Annotated in this window: 17 protein-coding genes; 13 read left to right on the top strand and 4 right to left on the bottom strand. The window is 68.2% G+C overall.

Annotated elements, in window-relative coordinates; translation table 11 throughout:
* The first annotated feature begins 120 nt into the window (after nucleotides 1-120).
* From AC5P88_RS11250 to AC5P88_RS11205, 10 genes are all read left to right on the top strand, one after another.
* The gene (locus AC5P88_RS11250) at nucleotides 121-1,554 is read left to right on the top strand and encodes a Do family serine endopeptidase (protein WP_049429642.1); all 1,434 of its coding nucleotides are present in this window, start codon (nucleotides 121-123) and stop codon (nucleotides 1,552-1,554) included.
* 101 nt (nucleotides 1,555-1,655) lie between these two features.
* Nucleotides 1,656-2,021 (top strand): hypothetical protein, encoded by a 366-nt coding sequence (locus AC5P88_RS11245; protein WP_004153835.1) that lies wholly within the window; start codon nucleotides 1,656-1,658, stop codon nucleotides 2,019-2,021.
* Between the two features lie 8 nt (nucleotides 2,022-2,029).
* Nucleotides 2,030-2,500 carry a phage holin family protein gene (locus AC5P88_RS11240; protein WP_099498329.1) on the top strand — a complete coding sequence of 157 codons (471 nt, stop codon included), beginning with the start codon at nucleotides 2,030-2,032 and terminating at the stop codon, nucleotides 2,498-2,500.
* Complete coding sequence (locus AC5P88_RS11235) at nucleotides 2,497-2,952, top strand: hypothetical protein (RefSeq protein WP_049429640.1); 456 nt, start codon at nucleotides 2,497-2,499, stop codon at nucleotides 2,950-2,952. The genes AC5P88_RS11240 and AC5P88_RS11235 overlap by 4 nt, the downstream gene beginning before the upstream one ends.
* 67 nt (nucleotides 2,953-3,019) lie before the next feature.
* On the top strand, nucleotides 3,020-4,129 hold the full coding sequence (locus AC5P88_RS11230) for an AI-2E family transporter (protein ID WP_495225056.1): 1,110 nt from the start codon (nucleotides 3,020-3,022) through the stop codon (nucleotides 4,127-4,129).
* Nucleotides 4,130-4,222: 93 nt separating this feature from the next.
* Nucleotides 4,223-4,690: a hypothetical protein gene (locus tag AC5P88_RS11225; RefSeq protein ID WP_495225055.1), complete on the top strand. Its 468-nt coding sequence runs from the start codon at nucleotides 4,223-4,225 to the stop codon at nucleotides 4,688-4,690.
* A 74-nt stretch (nucleotides 4,691-4,764) separates the two neighbouring features.
* Nucleotides 4,765-5,484, top strand: a complete 720-nt coding sequence (locus tag AC5P88_RS11220; RefSeq protein ID WP_111205070.1) for an HAD family hydrolase — start codon at nucleotides 4,765-4,767, stop codon at nucleotides 5,482-5,484.
* A 3-nt stretch (nucleotides 5,485-5,487) separates the two neighbouring features.
* On the top strand, nucleotides 5,488-6,855 hold the full coding sequence (locus tag AC5P88_RS11215; RefSeq protein ID WP_106549877.1) for a leucyl aminopeptidase family protein: 1,368 nt from the start codon (nucleotides 5,488-5,490) through the stop codon (nucleotides 6,853-6,855).
* A 290-nt stretch (nucleotides 6,856-7,145) separates the two neighbouring features.
* Nucleotides 7,146-8,249, top strand: coding sequence for a catalase family peroxidase (locus tag AC5P88_RS11210; RefSeq protein WP_495225054.1), 1,104 nt, complete (start codon nucleotides 7,146-7,148; stop codon nucleotides 8,247-8,249).
* Complete coding sequence (locus AC5P88_RS11205) at nucleotides 8,246-8,782, top strand: cytochrome b (RefSeq protein ID WP_495225053.1); 537 nt, start codon at nucleotides 8,246-8,248, stop codon at nucleotides 8,780-8,782. Before AC5P88_RS11210 ends, AC5P88_RS11205 begins: the two co-directional genes overlap by 4 nt.
* 555 nt (nucleotides 8,783-9,337) lie before the next feature.
* Here AC5P88_RS11205 and AC5P88_RS11200 read toward each other — a convergent pair.
* Genes AC5P88_RS11200 through AC5P88_RS11185 form a run of 4 tightly spaced genes read right to left on the bottom strand, consistent with a single transcriptional unit; the run spans nucleotide 9,338 to nucleotide 12,842 of the window.
* Complete coding sequence (locus AC5P88_RS11200; protein WP_005407733.1) at nucleotides 9,338-9,940, bottom strand: response regulator transcription factor; 603 nt, start codon at nucleotides 9,938-9,940, stop codon at nucleotides 9,338-9,340.
* Nucleotides 9,937-11,160 (bottom strand): sensor histidine kinase, encoded by a 1,224-nt coding sequence (locus AC5P88_RS11195; RefSeq protein ID WP_495225052.1) that lies wholly within the window; start codon nucleotides 11,158-11,160, stop codon nucleotides 9,937-9,939. Before AC5P88_RS11195 ends, AC5P88_RS11200 begins: the two co-directional genes overlap by 4 nt.
* Before the next feature lie 6 nt (nucleotides 11,161-11,166).
* Nucleotides 11,167-11,949: an ABC transporter permease gene (locus AC5P88_RS11190; protein WP_495225051.1), complete on the bottom strand. Its 783-nt coding sequence runs from the start codon at nucleotides 11,947-11,949 to the stop codon at nucleotides 11,167-11,169.
* Nucleotides 11,946-12,842 (bottom strand): ABC transporter ATP-binding protein, encoded by an 897-nt coding sequence (locus AC5P88_RS11185; protein ID WP_495225050.1) that lies wholly within the window; start codon nucleotides 12,840-12,842, stop codon nucleotides 11,946-11,948. Before AC5P88_RS11185 ends, AC5P88_RS11190 begins: the two co-directional genes overlap by 4 nt.
* A 202-nt stretch (nucleotides 12,843-13,044) precedes the next feature.
* Between AC5P88_RS11185 and AC5P88_RS11180 the strand changes: the two genes are divergently transcribed.
* From AC5P88_RS11180 to AC5P88_RS11170, 3 genes are all read left to right on the top strand, one after another.
* Entirely contained in the window at nucleotides 13,045-14,292 is a 1,248-nt protein-coding gene (locus AC5P88_RS11180) for an efflux RND transporter periplasmic adaptor subunit (RefSeq protein ID WP_495225049.1), read from the top strand.
* A gap of 102 nt (nucleotides 14,293-14,394) precedes the next feature.
* Nucleotides 14,395-15,084 carry an ABC transporter ATP-binding protein gene (locus AC5P88_RS11175; RefSeq protein ID WP_106549885.1) on the top strand — a complete coding sequence of 230 codons (690 nt, stop codon included), beginning with the start codon at nucleotides 14,395-14,397 and terminating at the stop codon, nucleotides 15,082-15,084.
* Nucleotides 15,085-15,098: 14 nt separating this feature from the next.
* A complete protein-coding gene (locus AC5P88_RS11170) occupies nucleotides 15,099-16,256 on the top strand; it encodes an ABC transporter permease (protein ID WP_106549886.1) in 1,158 nt (385 codons plus the stop codon).
* Nucleotides 16,257-16,261 lie beyond the last annotated feature (5 nt).

Raw genomic sequence — 16,261 nt, 5'->3', positions numbered from 1 at the left:
TGGACCCACTGTTCGCGGACGTGTTTTTCATGGCGCATTTATCCAGATCGCGACACACTCATTCAGCTTGTTTTACCGTAGAGCCGAACCGACCCCATTCCCGCCTGCGAACCGACCCCCATGCGACCGCTACCTACCCTGCTTACGCTCGCAATCGCCGCCGCCTTCGGTGGCTTCGTTGCCACCGGCATCAACGCCCACCTGGACAACCGTGCCGATGCCGCGCCGCTTCCAGCGGTGGTGCCGACCATGGCGGCACTGCCGGCCGCAGTGGCCGGGCAGCAGGTACCGTCACTGGCGCCCATGCTGGAGAAGGCGATGCCGGCCGTGGTCAGCGTCAATACCAAGCAGGTGGTGCGCGTGCGCAACCCCTTCTTCAACGACCCGTTCTTCCGGCGCCTGTTCCCGGACATCCCGCAGGAACGCATCAACGAATCGCTGGGCTCGGGCGTGATCATCGACGCCAAGGAGGGCCTGGTGCTGACCAACCACCATGTCATCGACAACGCCGATGACGTGCAGGTGACGCTGGCCGATGGGCGTACGGTCAAGGCGGAGTTCCTCGGCTCCGACCGCGACACCGACATCGCGCTGATCCGCATTCCGGCGCAGAACCTGACCGACATCAAGCTCGGCAACAGCGACCAGCTGCGGGTGGGCGACTTCGTGGTGGCCATCGGCAATCCGTTCGGCTTCAGCCAGACGGTCACCTCGGGCATCGTCTCGGCGGTGGGCCGCAGCGGCATCCGCGGGCTGGGCTACCAGAACTTCATCCAGACCGATGCGTCGATCAACCCGGGCAACTCCGGTGGCGCGCTGGTCGACCTGCAGGGCCAGCTGGTGGGCATCAACACCGCCAGCTTCAATCCGCAGGGCAGCATGGCCGGCAACATCGGCCTGGGCCTGGCGATTCCCTCGAACCTGGCGCGCAGCGTGGTCGACCAGCTGGTCAAGCACGGCGTGGTGGTACGCGGCACGCTGGGCGTGGAAAGCCAGAACCTGACCGCGCAGATCGCGCAGGGCCTGGGCCTGGGCGAAACCCGCGGTGCGCTGATCACCCGCGTGCTGGCCGGTTCGGCCGCCGCCGCAGCCGGCCTGAAGCCGGGCGACGTGGTGGTGTCGGCCAACGGCCAGCGCGTGGACAGCGCCGAAGCCCTGCACAACGTGGAAGGCCTGGCGGCGGTCGGCAGCCCGCTGACGCTGGACGTACGCCGCGAAGGCAAGCCGCTGCAGATCAAGGCGACGCTGAAGGAACAGGCACGCGCGGTCACCGGCGACAGCCTGGACCCGCGCCTGGGCGGGGCCACCTTCGTCGACCTGCCCGAGTCGCTGCGCCAGTCAGGCGCCAGCGGCGTGCTGGTCAGCGAGGTCAAGCGCGGCAGCCGCGCCGCCAGCAACGGCCTGCAGCAGGGCGACATCATCACCGATGCCACCGTGGGTGAATTCGCCGACCTGGCCAGCTGGCGTGCCAACTTCCAGCAGCGCCCGCCGACGCTGGTGCTGCGCGTGCTGCGCAACAATGGCCAGCAGCAGGGCCAGCTCGTGATGCGCTGATCGCCCTGCCGTAACACCCCCTATACCCCGGCAATGCTATTGCTGTCAGTCCAGGTCGGCACCGCCGACTCCCGTTCCCCCATCGCAACAGGAGTGATTCGATGAGCCCCACCAATACCGAGAACCTGAAGGAACACCTGGGTGAAGCCGGTTCCCACCTGAAGCAGGCCGCTACGGCCGCCGGCGGTGCGATCAAGGGTGCAACCGGTGCAGCGACCGACGAGCTTCGCATCGGCAAGGCCAACGTCAAGGCTGAATTGTCCGACAGCGCACTGTCCGGCCTGGCCGCCGCCGAGTTCGGCGGTGCCGCCGCCAAGGAACAGGTCGATGCGCTGATGGACAAGGGCAAGGACCTGATCGACAGCGCCGCCGAACTGATCCGCGAACGTCCGCTGGCCTCGTTCGGCGTTGCCTTCGCTGCCGGCTGGATCATCGCCAAGCTGGCTCGCGGCAGCAGCGACAAGTAAGCCGCAGCGTGAGCGAAGACAACACGCAAGCGCCTGATCCGGCGGCCACCCCGCCGCTGGATGAGAGCATCCGCCAGGTCGGCGCGGCCGGTCGTGCCGCTGCCGATTCGGCCAAGCACACGGTGCGTTCGCTGCGCCGGCTGGCCTCGGCCGATTTCGCGCTGGCACGCAGTGCGTTCGGTCGTGCGCTGGCCTGGGCCGGCGTGGCGATCGTGTTCGGTGCCTCGGCCTGGCTGCTGATGGCCGCCACCCTCATCGCGCTGCTGCAGAGCTGGGGCCTGAGTTGGCTGCAGGCCCTGCTGATCACCTCCCTGCTGAGCCTGGCCGTCACCGGCTATGCGATCTGGCGGGTGTCCTACTTCTTCCACCACACCGGCATGCATGCCACCCGGCGCCAGCTGTCACGCCTGGGCCTGTTCGACGAGCCCAGCGAAGACGACCCCGATGCCGGCGTGCAGCTGCCCGAGGGCAAGCCATGAAGTTCGGCGCGCTGCAGCGGCGGGTGAAACGCTGCGAACAGGTGGTGACCGTGCGCCTGGGCGAGACCCAGGACCACTGGTCCACGCTCAGCCAGGTCTGGCGACAGGGTTGGTCGCCGCTGCGCATCGTGGTGGTCGGCCTGGCCGGTGGCTTCATCGCCGGCAAGCTGGAAGTGCCGGGCAAGGTCAACGGTGCCCGCTGGCTGCAGATGGTCGGTTCGGTCTCGAACCTGTTCGCCAGCGCGCAGGCGGCATTTGCCACGGCGATGGCGGCGCAGGCCGCGGCCACTGCCGACGACGCAGCCGAGGAAGCCGACGAGGCCAGCGAACAGGCACAGGCGGCAACGTCGGCGACCGCCGAGCGACCTGCGCCGGCAGCCCGGCCCGTGCCCGAACCGGAACTGCGCGAACCGCGGCCGGCCGAAGCGGCCACCGAGCTGTCCGAACGTTGATGCATGTAATCCGCCGCGCCGATCGCGGCCGGCGGATAATGCGCTCCCCTTTCCGGTTGATGCGTCGATGAGCGAGTCCCTCCTGTCCCCGTCACCGGCCGGTCCCGAACCACCTGACGCACCGCTGCCCCCGCCGTCGCGCCCGCGCGGGCCGATGTCGCTGGTGGTGCTGGCGACCCTGGCAGTGGGCTACACGCTATGGGCGGCGCAGGACATCATCCTGCCGGTGCTGCTGGCGATGTTCTTCGCGCTGGTCGGCAATCCGATCCTGCGCCTGCTGCAGAAACTGTGGATTCCGCGTGCACTGGGTGCACTGCTGATCCTCGGTGCCGGCCTGGGTGTGACCGGTTCGCTGGCCGTGCAGCTGATTGGCCCGGCGATGGAATGGGCTCAGGAAGCCCCGCAGCAGCTGCGCAAGGTGGCGCGCCAGGTGCAGGACCTGACCAAGCCGGTGCAGCAGGCCAACCAGGCGGCGGAGAACTTCGCCCGCGTGGCCGGGGGTGACAGCAACCACAAGGTGCAGGTGATCCGCACCCAGATGGACGACCCCTACCGCATGCTGACCCGCGCGCCACGGCTGGCCGCCTCGGTGCTGGCGGTGGTGCTGCTCACGCTGTTCTTCATGATCTATGGGCAGAGCCTGCAGCGCGCGGCCATCGCCCTGTTCCCCAACCGCCAGCAGCAGCGCTTCACCAGTGACATCCTGCGTTCGATCGAGCGCGAGGTCTCGCGCTATGTGCTGACCATCAGCGTGATCAATACGCTGGTCGGGTTGGTGTTCGCTGGCGTGCTGATGCTGTTCGGCATCGGCCTGCAGGAGGCCCTGCTGTGGGGCACGGTGGCTGCATTGCTGAATTTCGCCCCTTACGTCGGCCCGCTGATCGGCGTGGCACTGATGCTGCTGATGGGCTTCGTCGAGTTCCGCGACCCGCTGCAGGCCCTGCTACCGGCCGCCGCCTACCTGGCCCTGCACACGCTCGAAGGACAGCTGGTGACCCCGATCGTGCTGGGCCGGCGCATGAAGCTGTCGCCGCTGGTGCTGATCCTGGCACTGATGGTGTTCGGCTGGGCCTGGGGCATGATCGGGCTGCTGCTGGCGGTGCCCCTGCTGGTATGCATCAAGCTGGTGCTGGCACGCCTGGACGGTATGCAGGGCTGGGCGCGGCTGCTGGAATAGCGGCATCAGTAAATGATGGACGCAGATGGCGGAACCCGAATCAGGGACGAAGTGGCAGACTATGCCCCCCTTTTTTCGGATGGATCCGTTCGGATGATCTCTTTCGCCACGCGTTGCCTCGCCCTGGCCTGCCTTGCTGCTCCCGCGTTCGCCGCTGCACCCCCGACTGCCGAGCAGGCACGCACCCAGCTTGCCGAAGCGGTTACCTGCAAGCGGCACCTCACGCCCAAGCAGTTCGACGCCATGGCCCGGCTGCTTGCACCGGCCCCGGCGCGGGCGCAGAACGGCGAATCCAGCGGCGAGTTCCGGCTGACCACGCCCCTGATGGTGCTGGGCCAGCCGGTGAACCAACTGCAATCCTATGACGGCGACAGCGGCGAGGACGGCATCGACAGTTTCACTGCGTACTTCAGCTCGGCCAGCGTCGAACAGATCGCGGCACTGGCGAAGATGTCCGACCCGGTGGCCGGCACCTATACGAAGGAAGTGGGCCGGCATAATCTGGACGTGCAGCAGTTCGACGGCCAGACCACCATCGCCTGTTCCTACAACCTGCGCTGACCCGGCCCGGCCCAGCGCCCCTCCCGCCCGCCGCGCCGCATGAAAGCCCGCGCGGGCAGGGGTAGAATGGCGGGGTGAATTTCCCCGTCCAAGCCATCACCCTCGACCTTGACGACACGCTGTGGCCGTTCGCTCCGATCGGCGCCCGCATCGAACAGGTCCTGCACGCGTGGATGCGTGAACACAGCCCCGCTACCGCCGCGATGTATCCGGTGGAGGCAATGCGCGAACTGCGCGAACGGCTGTACCACGCCCATCCGCACCTCCATCACGACCTGAGCGCGCTGCGCCGGCTGACCCTGCACGAAGCCCTGCACAACAGTGGTGCCAGCCTCGATCTGCTGGAACCGGCATATGAAGTGTTCTACGCCGCGCGCAACCAGGTGGAGTGCTATCCCGATGCGATCGACGCGCTGGCACGCATTGCCGCACGGGTACCGGTGGCGGCGCTGAGCAACGGCAACGCCGACCTGGAGCGGATCGGCCTGGCCCATCATTTCGCCTTCCAGCTGGGTTCGCGCGAACACGGCGCGGCCAAGCCCGAAGCCAGCATCTTCCATGCCGCGTGCACCCGCCTGGGTGTGGCACCGGCACAGGTACTGCACGTCGGCGACCATGCCGACATGGATGTGGCCGGGGCGATCGCCGCCGGCCTGCGCGGCTGCTGGATCAACCGCGACGCAGCCACCTGGACCCATCCGCAGCTGCAGCCGGACCTGCAGTTCGACACCCTTACCGGCCTGGCCGACTGGTTGGACGCCAACCTCGACGCCGCCGCACCCCGGAGTATCTGACGCATGAGCGAGATCACTGGTTTCACCGCCGACACCGCCGCGGCGCTGCCGCTGTACGTGCTGGACCGCGAGCAGTTCGCCGCGTGGAAGGACAGCCAGCCGGCTGCCACGCAGGCATGGCTGGCATCGCAGGGCTTCAACGCCGGCGCCCACAGCGTGGCGCTGCTGCCGGGCACCGATGGCCTGGCCGGCGCCGTGATGGGCGTGGGTGATCGTGGCGATGCCTACAGCTATGCGCATGCGCCGCATGCATTGCCGGAAGGCAGCGTCTGGCAGCTGGCCAATGAACTGCCGGCCGCCGAACTGGCGCTGCTGCAGCTGGGCTGGGGCCTGGGCAGCTACCGCTTCGACCGCTACCGCAAGCGCAACCGCGCACCGGCGCAGCTGGTGGCTGCACCGTCCGGCGAAGTGGCCGACCTGATCGCCGCCAGCCTGCGCGTGCGCGACTGGGTCAACACCCCGACCGAAGACATGGGCCCGCAGCAGCTGGAAGACGCCGCACGCGCGCTGGCCGATGCACATGGTGCGCAGGTCGATGCGATCACCGGCGATGAACTGCTGAAGCAGAACTTCCCGGCCATCCACGCCGTGGGCCGCGCTTCGCACCGTGCGCCGCGCCTGGTCGTGCTGCGCTGGGGCAAGGAAACGGACCCGGCGCTGGTGCTGGTCGGCAAGGGCGTGTGCTTCGATACCGGCGGCCTGGACATCAAGCCCGCCGACGGCATGCGCAACATGAAGAAGGACATGGGCGGCGCCGCACACGCGCTGGCCCTGGCCGGCCTGGTGATGGCGCGCGGGTTGCCGGTGCGGCTGACCCTGCTGGTGCCGGCGGTGGAAAACGCGATCGGCCCGGACGCATTCCGCCCGGGCGAAGTCATCGCCACCCGCAAGGGCCTGAGCGTGGAAATCGACAACACCGATGCCGAGGGCCGCGTGATCCTGTGCGACGCGCTCACCTTCGCCGGCGAGCAGAAGCCGGACCTGGTGCTGGACTTCGCCACCCTCACCGGTGCCGCGCGCATCGCACTGGGCCCGGACCTGCCGGCACTGTTCAGCAATGACGATACGGTGGCCCAGCAATGGCTGCAGGCCGGCGACGCCACCCGCGATCCGGTCTGGCGCATGCCGCTGTGGCGCCCCTACCTGCGCTACCTGAGCAGCGGCATCGCCGACCTGGCCAACGCCGGTTCGCGCATGGCCGGCTCGGTGACCGCCGCGCTGTACCTGGAACGCTTCCTGGAAGACGGCCAGCGCTGGGCGCACCTGGACGTGTATGCCTGGAACGACGGCGAACGCCCGGGCCGCCCGGCCGGTGGCGAAGCCCTGGCGCTGCGCTCGGCATGGGCGATGCTGAAGGCGCGTTACAGCTGATCGGGTGGGTGCCGACCTTGGTTGGCACGCCGTACCCGGCCCGACCGCCGGGGCAGGCATGGGCACGGTAGAGTCGACTGTTAGTCGACTGCTCTTGGATCCGACTGCTCTTCAATTGGAGCCGGCCGTGAAAACCCCGCGCTGCGCGCGCGAGTCGACTGACAGTCGACTCTACCGGGGCGTTGGCAGGGCTGGAAGTTTGACGAAAAATTGAATTTCGGCCGCGGCCGGGTTCTGCGAGGATGTGTGGGTCGACCACCCACACGCTCCGTGAAGGCAGGACTCCGACCATGTCGCTCTTCCGCTACACCCGCGCTGGCCAGACGCCGGGCGCACCGCGCAAGCATTCACCCCTGCTCTGGATCGCAATGATCGCACTCATTCTGGGTGCGTTCGTGCTGGCCTTCGCCTGGCTGGCCGGCTGGATTGGCGACCGCCTGACTGCGCAGCGCTTCACCGACACCATCGAAGCCACCGGCCCGGCGCACCCCGGGTTCCGCCGTGCGCACAGCAAGGGCATCTGCGTAAGCGGTTGGTTCGAACCCAGTGCGCAGGCGCCCACCCTGTCCAGTGCACGCGTGTTCTCGCAGCGCCGCGTGCCGGTGATGGGCCGGTTGTCGATCGGCGGTGGCGATCCCTATGGCGCCGACAACACCGCACGCGTCCGCAGCCTCGCGGTGCAGATGGTCAGCGATGATGGCCAGGAATGGCGCATGGCGATGAACAGCTTCCCGTTCTTCGCGGTGCCCACGGCCGAGGCGTTCTACGAGCAGACGCGCGCCTCCATTCCCGACCCGGCCACCGGCAAGCCGGATCCGCAGAAGATGGCGGCAGTGCTGGCGAAATACCCCAGCGCACAGGCGTTCCAGCAGTGGGCCAAGACGGCGCCATGGACCAGCAGTTGGGCCGACACCACCTTCAACAGCGTCAACAGCTTCTGGTTCACCAATGCGCAGGGCCAGAAGCGCGCGGTGCGCTGGCGCTGGCAGCCACAGGCGGCTGTGGTGGAGATGGATGCGGAAACACGCAAGCAGGCCAGCGTCGATTTCCTCAGCCAGGAACTGAAACAGCGCCTGGCCAGTGGCCCGGTGCGCTGGAACCTGGTCGTCAGCACCGCCGCGGCGGGTGATGCCATCGATGATCCGTCGGTGCCGTGGCCCGCGTCGCGCGATGAGGTGGTGGCCGGCGTGCTCAGCCTGGACCGCATGCAGTCGCAGGAACAGGGCGCCTGCGGCCAGATCAACTTCGATCCATTGATCCTGCCCAGTGGCGTGCGCGGCAGCGACGATCCGATCCTGGCTGCGCGTTCGGCCGTGTATTCGCAGTCGTTCAACCGCCGCGAGCGCGAGCGCGCCAGCGGCAATGTCGAACAACCGAAGGAGGCCGCGCGATGAACACCCACAACGGCCACTTCAATCTGCTGGCGCGGGTACTGCACTGGACCATGGCGCTGATGATCATCGCCATGCTGTTCATCGGCGTGACCATGGTCGCCTCGCTGCACCTGCGTCCGGTGCTGATCGACCTGCACCGCCCGCTGGGCATCGCGATCCTGCTGCTGGTGCTGCTGCGCCTGTACAACCGCCTGCGTCACCGCCCGCCGCCGCTGCCGGCCGATCTGCCGGTCTGGCAGGTGATGGCGGCCAAGGCCTCGCACTGGATGCTTTATGCGCTGATGCTGGCGATGCCGTTGATCGGCTGGGCGATGCTGTCGGCCGGCGGCTACCCGATCGTGCTGTGGGGTGGCGTGCACCTGCCGCCGATCGTGCCGCACACCCCCGCGCTGTATGCCGCGTTGCGCAATGCGCACAGCCTGCTGGCGTATGTGTTGTTCGCCACGGTACTGATGCACGTGGGTGCGGCGCTGTTCCACCTGTGGGTGCGGCGTGATGGGGTGTTCCAGGCGATGGCGCGCGGGAAGGACTGAAGGGGTTCGCCGGGAGTTCCCGGCGGATCGTTTCCGCGACTGCGGAGGGGTGTCACTTTCTTTGCGCGCAAAGAAAGTAACCAAAGAAACGCTCCGCCGGCCGCGAGCCGACGTGCTTCGCAAGCCAGTGCCCTGCGCTCAAGGCGGACTTGAAGGGCAAGATCAACAGCAAGAGCATCCACGCGTGGCGTGGATCTACCGGGTGCAGCTGTGGCCTTTGACGTTGGGTCCGCCTTGAGCGAGCCGAGCACCGCAGGGGAATCAGGGGCGAAGAGGCGCCGATGTCCTGTAGAGCCGACTGTTAGTCGGCTGACTTCTGCGCGCCGTCCCTCGACGGACCGAGGAGCGCAGGGCACCGGTGCGCAGCACCGGCTCGCGTTCGGCGGCGTGTTTCTTTGGTTACTTTCTTGATGGCGCACATCCATGTGCACCACCCTGCGGGCCGGCTGCGCCGTTCCGCGCTGCTCCTGCAGCGCGGTGCACGAGCAAAGAAAGTGACACCTCTCCGCAGGCGCGGAAACGGTCCGCCGGGCATGGCCCGGCGCTACTGGTGCTCTACAACCACCCCTTCTGCCGCGCCAGCCGATACGCCTCGATCCGATTGGCCACCCCCAGCTTGCCGATGCACTCGGACAGGTAGTTGCGCACCGTGCCGTGCGACAGCCCCAGTTGCTCGGCAATCTCGCTGGCAGTGCGGCCCTCGCCTGCCAGGCGCAGCACGCGGCGCTCGCGGTCGGTCAGCGGGTCGGCCTGCGACCAGGCGTCCAGTGCCAGCTGCGGGTCGATCGCGCGGATGCCCTGCTTCACCTTGCGCAGTGCATCGGCCAGGTTCTCCGCCGGTGCATCCTTCAACAGGTAGCCCAGCACGCCTGCTTCCAGCGCGCGGCGCAGGAAACCGGCACGAGCGAAGGTGGTCACGATCACCACCTTGATCGGCAGTTCATGACGCGCGATGCGCTGGGCCAGCTCCAGCCCCGACAGGCCCGGCATCTCGATGTCGGTGACCAGGATGTCCGGCTGCAGCTGCTGCAGCATGCGCCAGGCCGCCTCGCCGTCGGCGGCGCTGCCAAGCACCTCGATATCCGGTTCCAGCCCCAGCAAGGCCGACAGCGCGCCGCGCACCATGGCCTGGTCTTCGGCCAGCAGGATGCGGATCATGCGGCACCGTCCTGCGCCAGCGACGGCGGTGCCGCCGGTGGCAGCGGTGCGGTCGCCGCGGCCAATGGCACACGCACGGTCAGCACGGTGCCGTCGCCCCGTACCGATTGCACCGCCAACTGCCCGCCCAGTGCCGCCACGCGTTCGCGCATGCCACACAGGCCATTGCCCTCTGCCTCTACGCCGCCACGACCATCGTCGCGGATCTGCATCGCCAGCATTCGTCCTTCCAGCATGAATTCCACCCGCGCCTGCGTCGCCTGCGCATGGCGCACGATATTGGTTGCGGCCTCGCGCAGCACCAGCGCCAGGCCGCGCTCGACGTCCACCGGCATCGGCGGTGGAGGCGCGTACTGCAGGTGCACCTGCTGGCACTCCAGCAGCAGGCGCGCCGAAGCCAGTTCGCCAGCCAGGTCACTGGCGCGGATGCCGGTAACCGCGCTGCGCACCTGGGCCAGCGCTTCGCGGGCGATGTCCTCGGCTTCGCCGATCTCCTGCCGCGCACGGGCATCGCCGCGGTCGTGCAGCTTGCGTGCCAGTTCCAGCTTCAAGGTGATCAGCGACAGGGTGTGGCCCAACAGGTCGTGCAGGTCGCGGCCGATGCGCTCACGCTCGGCGGTGGTCGCCAGCCGCCGCACCTCCTCCTGCGACAGCTGCAGCGCGGCATCCTTCTCCTTGTTCACGGCCTCCACGTTCACCACCATGCCGATGATGAACGACACCGCCGGCACCCAGACCAGGCTCTGCCATGGATAGTGCGCCAGATGGGCCACCAGGTAGAAGGCCGCGTTGAGCACGGCGAGCTGCAGCAGGTAGCGCCACCAGCTGCCACGCCCGCAGACCCGCAGCATCACGCAGCCGAAGATGAAGTAGCTGATGCCCGACGGGTACCAGGGCACCAGCACGATCGCCAGCGCGGTCATCGCCAGTGCGTAACGTGGCGCATGGTGGCGGGGTGACAACAGCAGGCGCGCGTACAGCAGCAGGAACAGCGGATAGCTGGCCAGGGTGAAGCCCAGCCAGCGCAGCGTGTAGCCGCCGGCGAACAGCGGCGTCATGAACACCCACACCGTCCACAGCAGGTGGATGGCATCGGCCCAGGCCGGTTTGCCGCGGCGCAGGTTGTCGGCCACTGCCGAGTCCGGTGCGGGGCGCAGCAGGGGAGCAAGCCAGCTCGACGACACGGGGTGATCCAGGCGGGGACGATCGCTGCCGATCATGCCAGTTCAGCCGATCCGGCGCAGGCGGCGGCGGGCCAGCAGCAAGGCCACGAGGGTGACCGCCAGCAGCACCAGCAGATGGCTGACGACGCTGCCCTCCGACGGCAGCCCGACCACCGGCAGCGCCAGCTGCGCCAGGTGCCAGGTCGGCCACAGCGGTGCCATCATCGAAAACACCTTGGGCAACGCCGATAGCGGCAGCCACAGCCCCGACAGCAACGCCAGCGGCAGGTAGACCAGATTGACCATCGCCGGCGCTGCGCTGGCACTGACATGGCTGCCGATCAGCAGGCCGATCGCACCCAGCGGCAACGCGGCCAGGCCCGCCACCGCCAGCAGCTGCAGCATCTGCACTGCCTGAAGCTGCACGCCACCCAGGGCGCGCGCCACGCCGATCAACAGAGCAGCAACCAGCAGCGCGAACATCACGGCCATCGCAAGTCGCGCCAGCAACGGTGCCGCCGCTGGCATCGGCAGCGCGCGCTTGAGGGTCAGCAGGCCGCCTTCACGGTCCAGCGCCAGCTGCACGCCGAAACCGAACAGGGCCGGCGCCATCGCACCGAACACGCAGTAGGTGGCCAGCAGGTACAGCGGTGCATGGCCGCGGCCCAACAGCACGCCGAACAACAGGTAGAACAGCACCGGGAACAGCAGCGAGGGTACGGCGAAGGCGGGTGTACGCCAGGCGCGGCGCAGCTCGGCCTGCAGTTCGGCACGGTACGGGCGCAGCGCACGCCGCCAGGTCGATACCGGACGCGCAACGGCGGCGGTCGGATTCAGGGTATTCATGCGGCCTCCCGGTTCAGGTCGAGGAAGGCATCGGCCAGCGCCGCGCCCTGTACTTCCAGTTCGCGCAACTGCGCATCGGCGGCCAGCAGACGGGCCACCACCGGCTCGGCCGGGCTGGCCAGCAGCTGCAGGTGCTCACCGTCGCGCTGCACCTGCTGCACCCCCGGCCAGTGCTGCACGTCGTCGGCCAGCAGCACGCTGCGGCAGCGGATGCGACGCGGCCGCTCGGCGAGGCGCAGTTCGGCCAGCGGCGCATCGGCCAGCACCCGGCCCTGTTCCAGCACCACCACCTGCTGCGCCAGCGCTTCGGCTTCCTCCAGGTAGTGGGTGGTCAGCAGTACACCGCAGCCTTCGGCCACCAGCTGCCGGATGGCCTGCCACATGGTCTGCCGCGCCTGGATATCCAGCCCGGTGGTGGGCTCGTCCAGGAACAGCACGCGCGGGCGCCCACACAGCGCGATGGCGAACTGCACGGCGCGCTGCTGGCCACCGGACAGCTGGCCGTAGCGGCGGCCCGCCAGCGCCTGCAGCCCGGCACGCTGCAGTACCTCCTGCAACGGCATCGGGTCGGGGTAGCAGGCACTGGCCTGGGCCACCAGTTCGTCCACCTGCAGCATCGGCGGCAGGTTCGTGCTCTGCAGCATCACGCCCAGGCCGAGGCGGCTGGCGCGCTGCTGCGGGTCGCCACCGAGCAGCTCGACCTGGCCGGCGTCGGCGCGGCGCAGGCCCAACAGCACGCTGATCGCGGTACTCTTGCCGGCACCGTTGCGGCCCAGCAATGCCAGCACCTGGCCAGCGCGGACCTGCAGGTCGATGCCATGCAGGGCGGTATGGTCGCGATAGCGCACCTGCACCTGCTGCAGGCGGGCCAGCGACGGGGCGATCGGATCCATGGGCGGTACCGGTAGCGGGGACGTTGCCATCCTGTGCCGCCGTGGTCACGTTTCGCAGTTGCCGCCGTCAGTGTCATCGGATGACAGCTGTCACTGCCGTCATCGCTGTGCCTGCCTTCATGCTGTGCCGCACGCTCCACCGCCGGAACCGCCGCCGTCCGCTCTTCCGGCCACACCCGCCCGAACGTCTGTGATGGAACGAATGAACGCTTCTGCCGAGCTGTTGAAGGAACTCCGTATCGACCGCAAGTCGCCGCCGCCCGCCTCCGGTGGCAATGGCGGTGGCCGCCGCTGGCTGTGGATCACGATTGTCGTGATTGCCGTGCTGCTGGCCGCCGGCGCCTTCGCACTGTTCGGCCGCACCCCGGCCGTGGAGGTGGAAACCGCACCCGCGGTGGCCATCCAGCAGGGCAGCGCCAGCAGTTCGGTGCTTGATGCCAGCGGCTACGTGGTCGCCCGGCGCATGGCCACGGTATCGGCCAAGATCACCGGCAAGGTACGCGAGGTGATGATCGAGGAAGGCATGCGCGTCGAAGCCGGCCAGGTGATGGCCACCCTGGACCCGATCGATGCCGATGCGCAGCGCAGCCTGTATGCCTCGCAGCTGCAGGCCGCACGCAGCCAGGTGGCCGGGCTGGAGGCGCAGCAGAAGCAGGCCGCTGCCGAAGCCAGCCGCCTGCAAGCGCTGGTCGGCCAGCAGCTGGTGTCGCGCTCACAGTACGACCAGGCCGTGGCCCAGCGCGACAGCCTGCGCGCACAGCTGGACACTGCACAGCGCAACGTCAAGGTCGCCCACGACCAGCTGGCCATCGCCGACCTGGGCGTGGACAACAACGTGGTGCGCGCGCCGTTCTCCGGCGTGGTCACCGCCAAGGCGGCGCAGCCGGGCGAAATCGTCTCGCCGCTGTCGGCCGGTGGTGGCTTCACCCGTACCGGCATCGGCACCATCGTCGACATGGACTCGCTGGAAATCGAAGTCGAGGTTGGCGAGGCCTTCATCGGCCGCGTGCAGCCGAAGATGCCGGTGGAAGCCACACTCAATGCCTACCCGGAGTGGAAGATCCCGGGCGAGGTGATCGCCATCATCCCCACCGCCGACCGCGGCAAGGCCACGGTGAAGGTGCGCGTGGCGCTGAAGGTGAAGGACCCGCGCATCGTGCCGGAGATGGGCGTGCGAGTCAGCTTCCTGGAACAGGCGCAGCCGCAGGCGGCGACCAAGCCGCAGGGCGTGCGCGTGCCGGGCGGGGCGGTGGTCCAGCGCGACGGCGCGTCGGTGGCCTTCGTGCTGGGCGACGAGAGCCGCGTGCAGCAGCGCACGGTCGAGGCCGGCCAGGCGATGGGCAAGGACCGCCAGATCCTCAAGGGCGTGAGCGCAGGCGAGTCGGTGGTGGTCAATCCGCCGGACACCCTGCGCGATGGCGCCAAGGTGCAACAGAAACAAGCGCAGTAACGGCCTGGCGCCTGCGGGCGCCGCCGGCAGCACCGTTCGACGCACGCCCCCGGCCATCGCCGGCGTGATTTCCCGTTTCCCGCCTTCCGTGGAGAACCACCCATGTCGACCCTGGTTTCACTGCGCAACATCACCAAGACCTACCAGCGTGGCCCCGAGAAAGTGCAGGTGCTGCACGGCATCGACCTGGACATTGCCAGCGGCGACTTCGTGGCGCTGATGGGCCCGTCGGGCTCGGGCAAGACCACCCTGCTCAACCTGATCGGCGGCCTGGACAACCCCAGTGGCGGCGAAATCAGCATCGAAGGCGAGCGCATCGACCAGATGAGCGGCGGCCAGCTGTCGACCTGGCGCAGCCATCACGTCGGCTTCGTGTTCCAGTTCTACAACCTGATGCCAATGCTGACCGCGCAGAAGAACGTGGAGCTGCCGCTGCTGCTGACCCACCTGAGTGCCTCCCAGCGCAAGCGCAATGCCGAAATCGCGCTGACCCTGGTCGGCCTGGCCGACCGCCGCAGCCATCGTCCCAATGAACTGTCCGGCGGCCAGCAGCAGCGCGTGGCGATCGCCCGCGCGATCGTCTCCGACCCAACCTTCCTGATCTGCGACGAACCGACCGGCGACCTCGACCGCCAATCGGCCGAGGAGATTCTCGGCCTGCTGCAGCAGCTCAACCGCGAACACGGCAAGACCATCATCATGGTCACCCATGACCCGAAGGCCGCCGAGTACGCCACGCACACGGTGCACCTGGACAAGGGCGAGCTGGCCGACGCGCCGCTGGCCCACTGACGGAGGCCACGGCGATGAAATACTTCTCGTTGGTGTGGGCGCAGCTGTTCCGCAGCCGCACCCGCACGCTGCTGACCCTGCTGTCGGTGGTGGCCGCGTTCCTGCTGTTCGGCATGCTCGACTCGGTGCGCGTGGCGTTCTCGTCCGGTGGCAGCGTGGAAGGCGCCAACCGCCTGGTGGTGGCCTCGCGGCTGTCCATCACCCAGTCGCTGCCGATCCGCCTGGAAACCCAGATCCGCCAGGTGGCCGGCGTGCGCGATGTGGCCTACGGCATGTGGTTCGGCGGCATCTACCAGGACCCGAAGAACTTCTTCCCGAACTTCTCGGTGTCGCCCAACTACTTCGATGTCTACCGCGAACTGCAGATCGAGCCGGCGCAGCTGGAAGACTGGAAACAGACCCGCACCGGCGCGATCGTCGGCGAATCGCTGGCCAAGCAGTTCGGCTGGAAGATCGGCGACACCATCCCGTTGCAGGCGACGATCTTCCCGCGTGGCGGCAGCAACGACTGGCCGCTGGAGCTGAAGGGCATCTACCGCTCCAAGGACCGTGCGCTGGCCGCCAATGAAGAACGCCAGTTGATGATGAACTGGAAGTACTTCGATGAATCCAACGACTACATCAAGAACCAGGTGAGCTGGTACACGGTGACGCTGGACAATCCGGATCATTCCTCGCGGGTGGCGCAGGCCATCGATGCGATCTCGGCCAACTCCGACCACGAGACCAAGACCCAGACTGAATCGGCGTTCCAGCAGGCCTTCGTCAAGCAGTTCGCGGACATCGGCATGATCGTCACTTCGATCATGGGCGCGGTGTTCTTCACCCTGCTGCTGTTGACCGGCAACACCATGGCCCAGGCCGTGCGCGAGCGTGTGCCGGAACTGGCTACGCTGAAGACGTTGGGCTTCAAGGACAGCACCGTGCTGACCCTGGTGATGGTGGAGTCGGTGCTGCTGATCGGCCTCGGCGGCCTGATCGGCATGGGCCTGGCCGCGCTGATCCTGCCGGCGATCGGCCCGAAGAGCATGGGCATGCTGCCACCGCACGTGCCGACGCCGACCTGGCTGATGGGGCTGGGCCTGATCGTGGTGATCGGCATCATCGTCGGCCTGTTGCCGGCGCTGCGTGCCAAGCGCCTGAAGATCGTCGACGCACTGGCCGGCCGCTGAGGAGG

Source organism: Stenotrophomonas sp. YJH_SMC_8, assembly GCF_059371315.1.
This window is presented reverse-complemented; position numbering and strand designations above follow the sequence as displayed.

Coding starts and splice junctions, on each gene's coding strand:
- AC5P88_RS11250 (WP_049429642.1), top strand. CDS start 121: ATGCGACCGCTACCTACCCTGCTTACGCTCGCAATCGCCGCCGCCTTC.
- AC5P88_RS11245 (WP_004153835.1), top strand. CDS start 1,656: ATGAGCCCCACCAATACCGAGAACCTGAAGGAACACCTGGGTGAAGCC.
- AC5P88_RS11235 (WP_049429640.1), top strand. CDS start 2,497: ATGAAGTTCGGCGCGCTGCAGCGGCGGGTGAAACGCTGCGAACAGGTG.
- AC5P88_RS11230 (WP_495225056.1), top strand. CDS start 3,020: ATGAGCGAGTCCCTCCTGTCCCCGTCACCGGCCGGTCCCGAACCACCT.
- AC5P88_RS11225 (WP_495225055.1), top strand. CDS start 4,223: ATGATCTCTTTCGCCACGCGTTGCCTCGCCCTGGCCTGCCTTGCTGCT.
- AC5P88_RS11215 (WP_106549877.1), top strand. CDS start 5,488: ATGAGCGAGATCACTGGTTTCACCGCCGACACCGCCGCGGCGCTGCCG.
- AC5P88_RS11210 (WP_495225054.1), top strand. CDS start 7,146: ATGTCGCTCTTCCGCTACACCCGCGCTGGCCAGACGCCGGGCGCACCG.
- AC5P88_RS11205 (WP_495225053.1), top strand. CDS start 8,246: ATGAACACCCACAACGGCCACTTCAATCTGCTGGCGCGGGTACTGCAC.
- AC5P88_RS11200 (WP_005407733.1), bottom strand. CDS start 9,940: ATGATCCGCATCCTGCTGGCCGAAGACCAGGCCATGGTGCGCGGCGCG.
- AC5P88_RS11195 (WP_495225052.1), bottom strand. CDS start 11,160: ATGATCGGCAGCGATCGTCCCCGCCTGGATCACCCCGTGTCGTCGAGC.
- AC5P88_RS11190 (WP_495225051.1), bottom strand. CDS start 11,949: ATGAATACCCTGAATCCGACCGCCGCCGTTGCGCGTCCGGTATCGACC.
- AC5P88_RS11185 (WP_495225050.1), bottom strand. CDS start 12,842: ATGGATCCGATCGCCCCGTCGCTGGCCCGCCTGCAGCAGGTGCAGGTG.
- AC5P88_RS11180 (WP_495225049.1), top strand. CDS start 13,045: ATGAACGCTTCTGCCGAGCTGTTGAAGGAACTCCGTATCGACCGCAAG.
- AC5P88_RS11175 (WP_106549885.1), top strand. CDS start 14,395: ATGTCGACCCTGGTTTCACTGCGCAACATCACCAAGACCTACCAGCGT.
- AC5P88_RS11170 (WP_106549886.1), top strand. CDS start 15,099: ATGAAATACTTCTCGTTGGTGTGGGCGCAGCTGTTCCGCAGCCGCACC.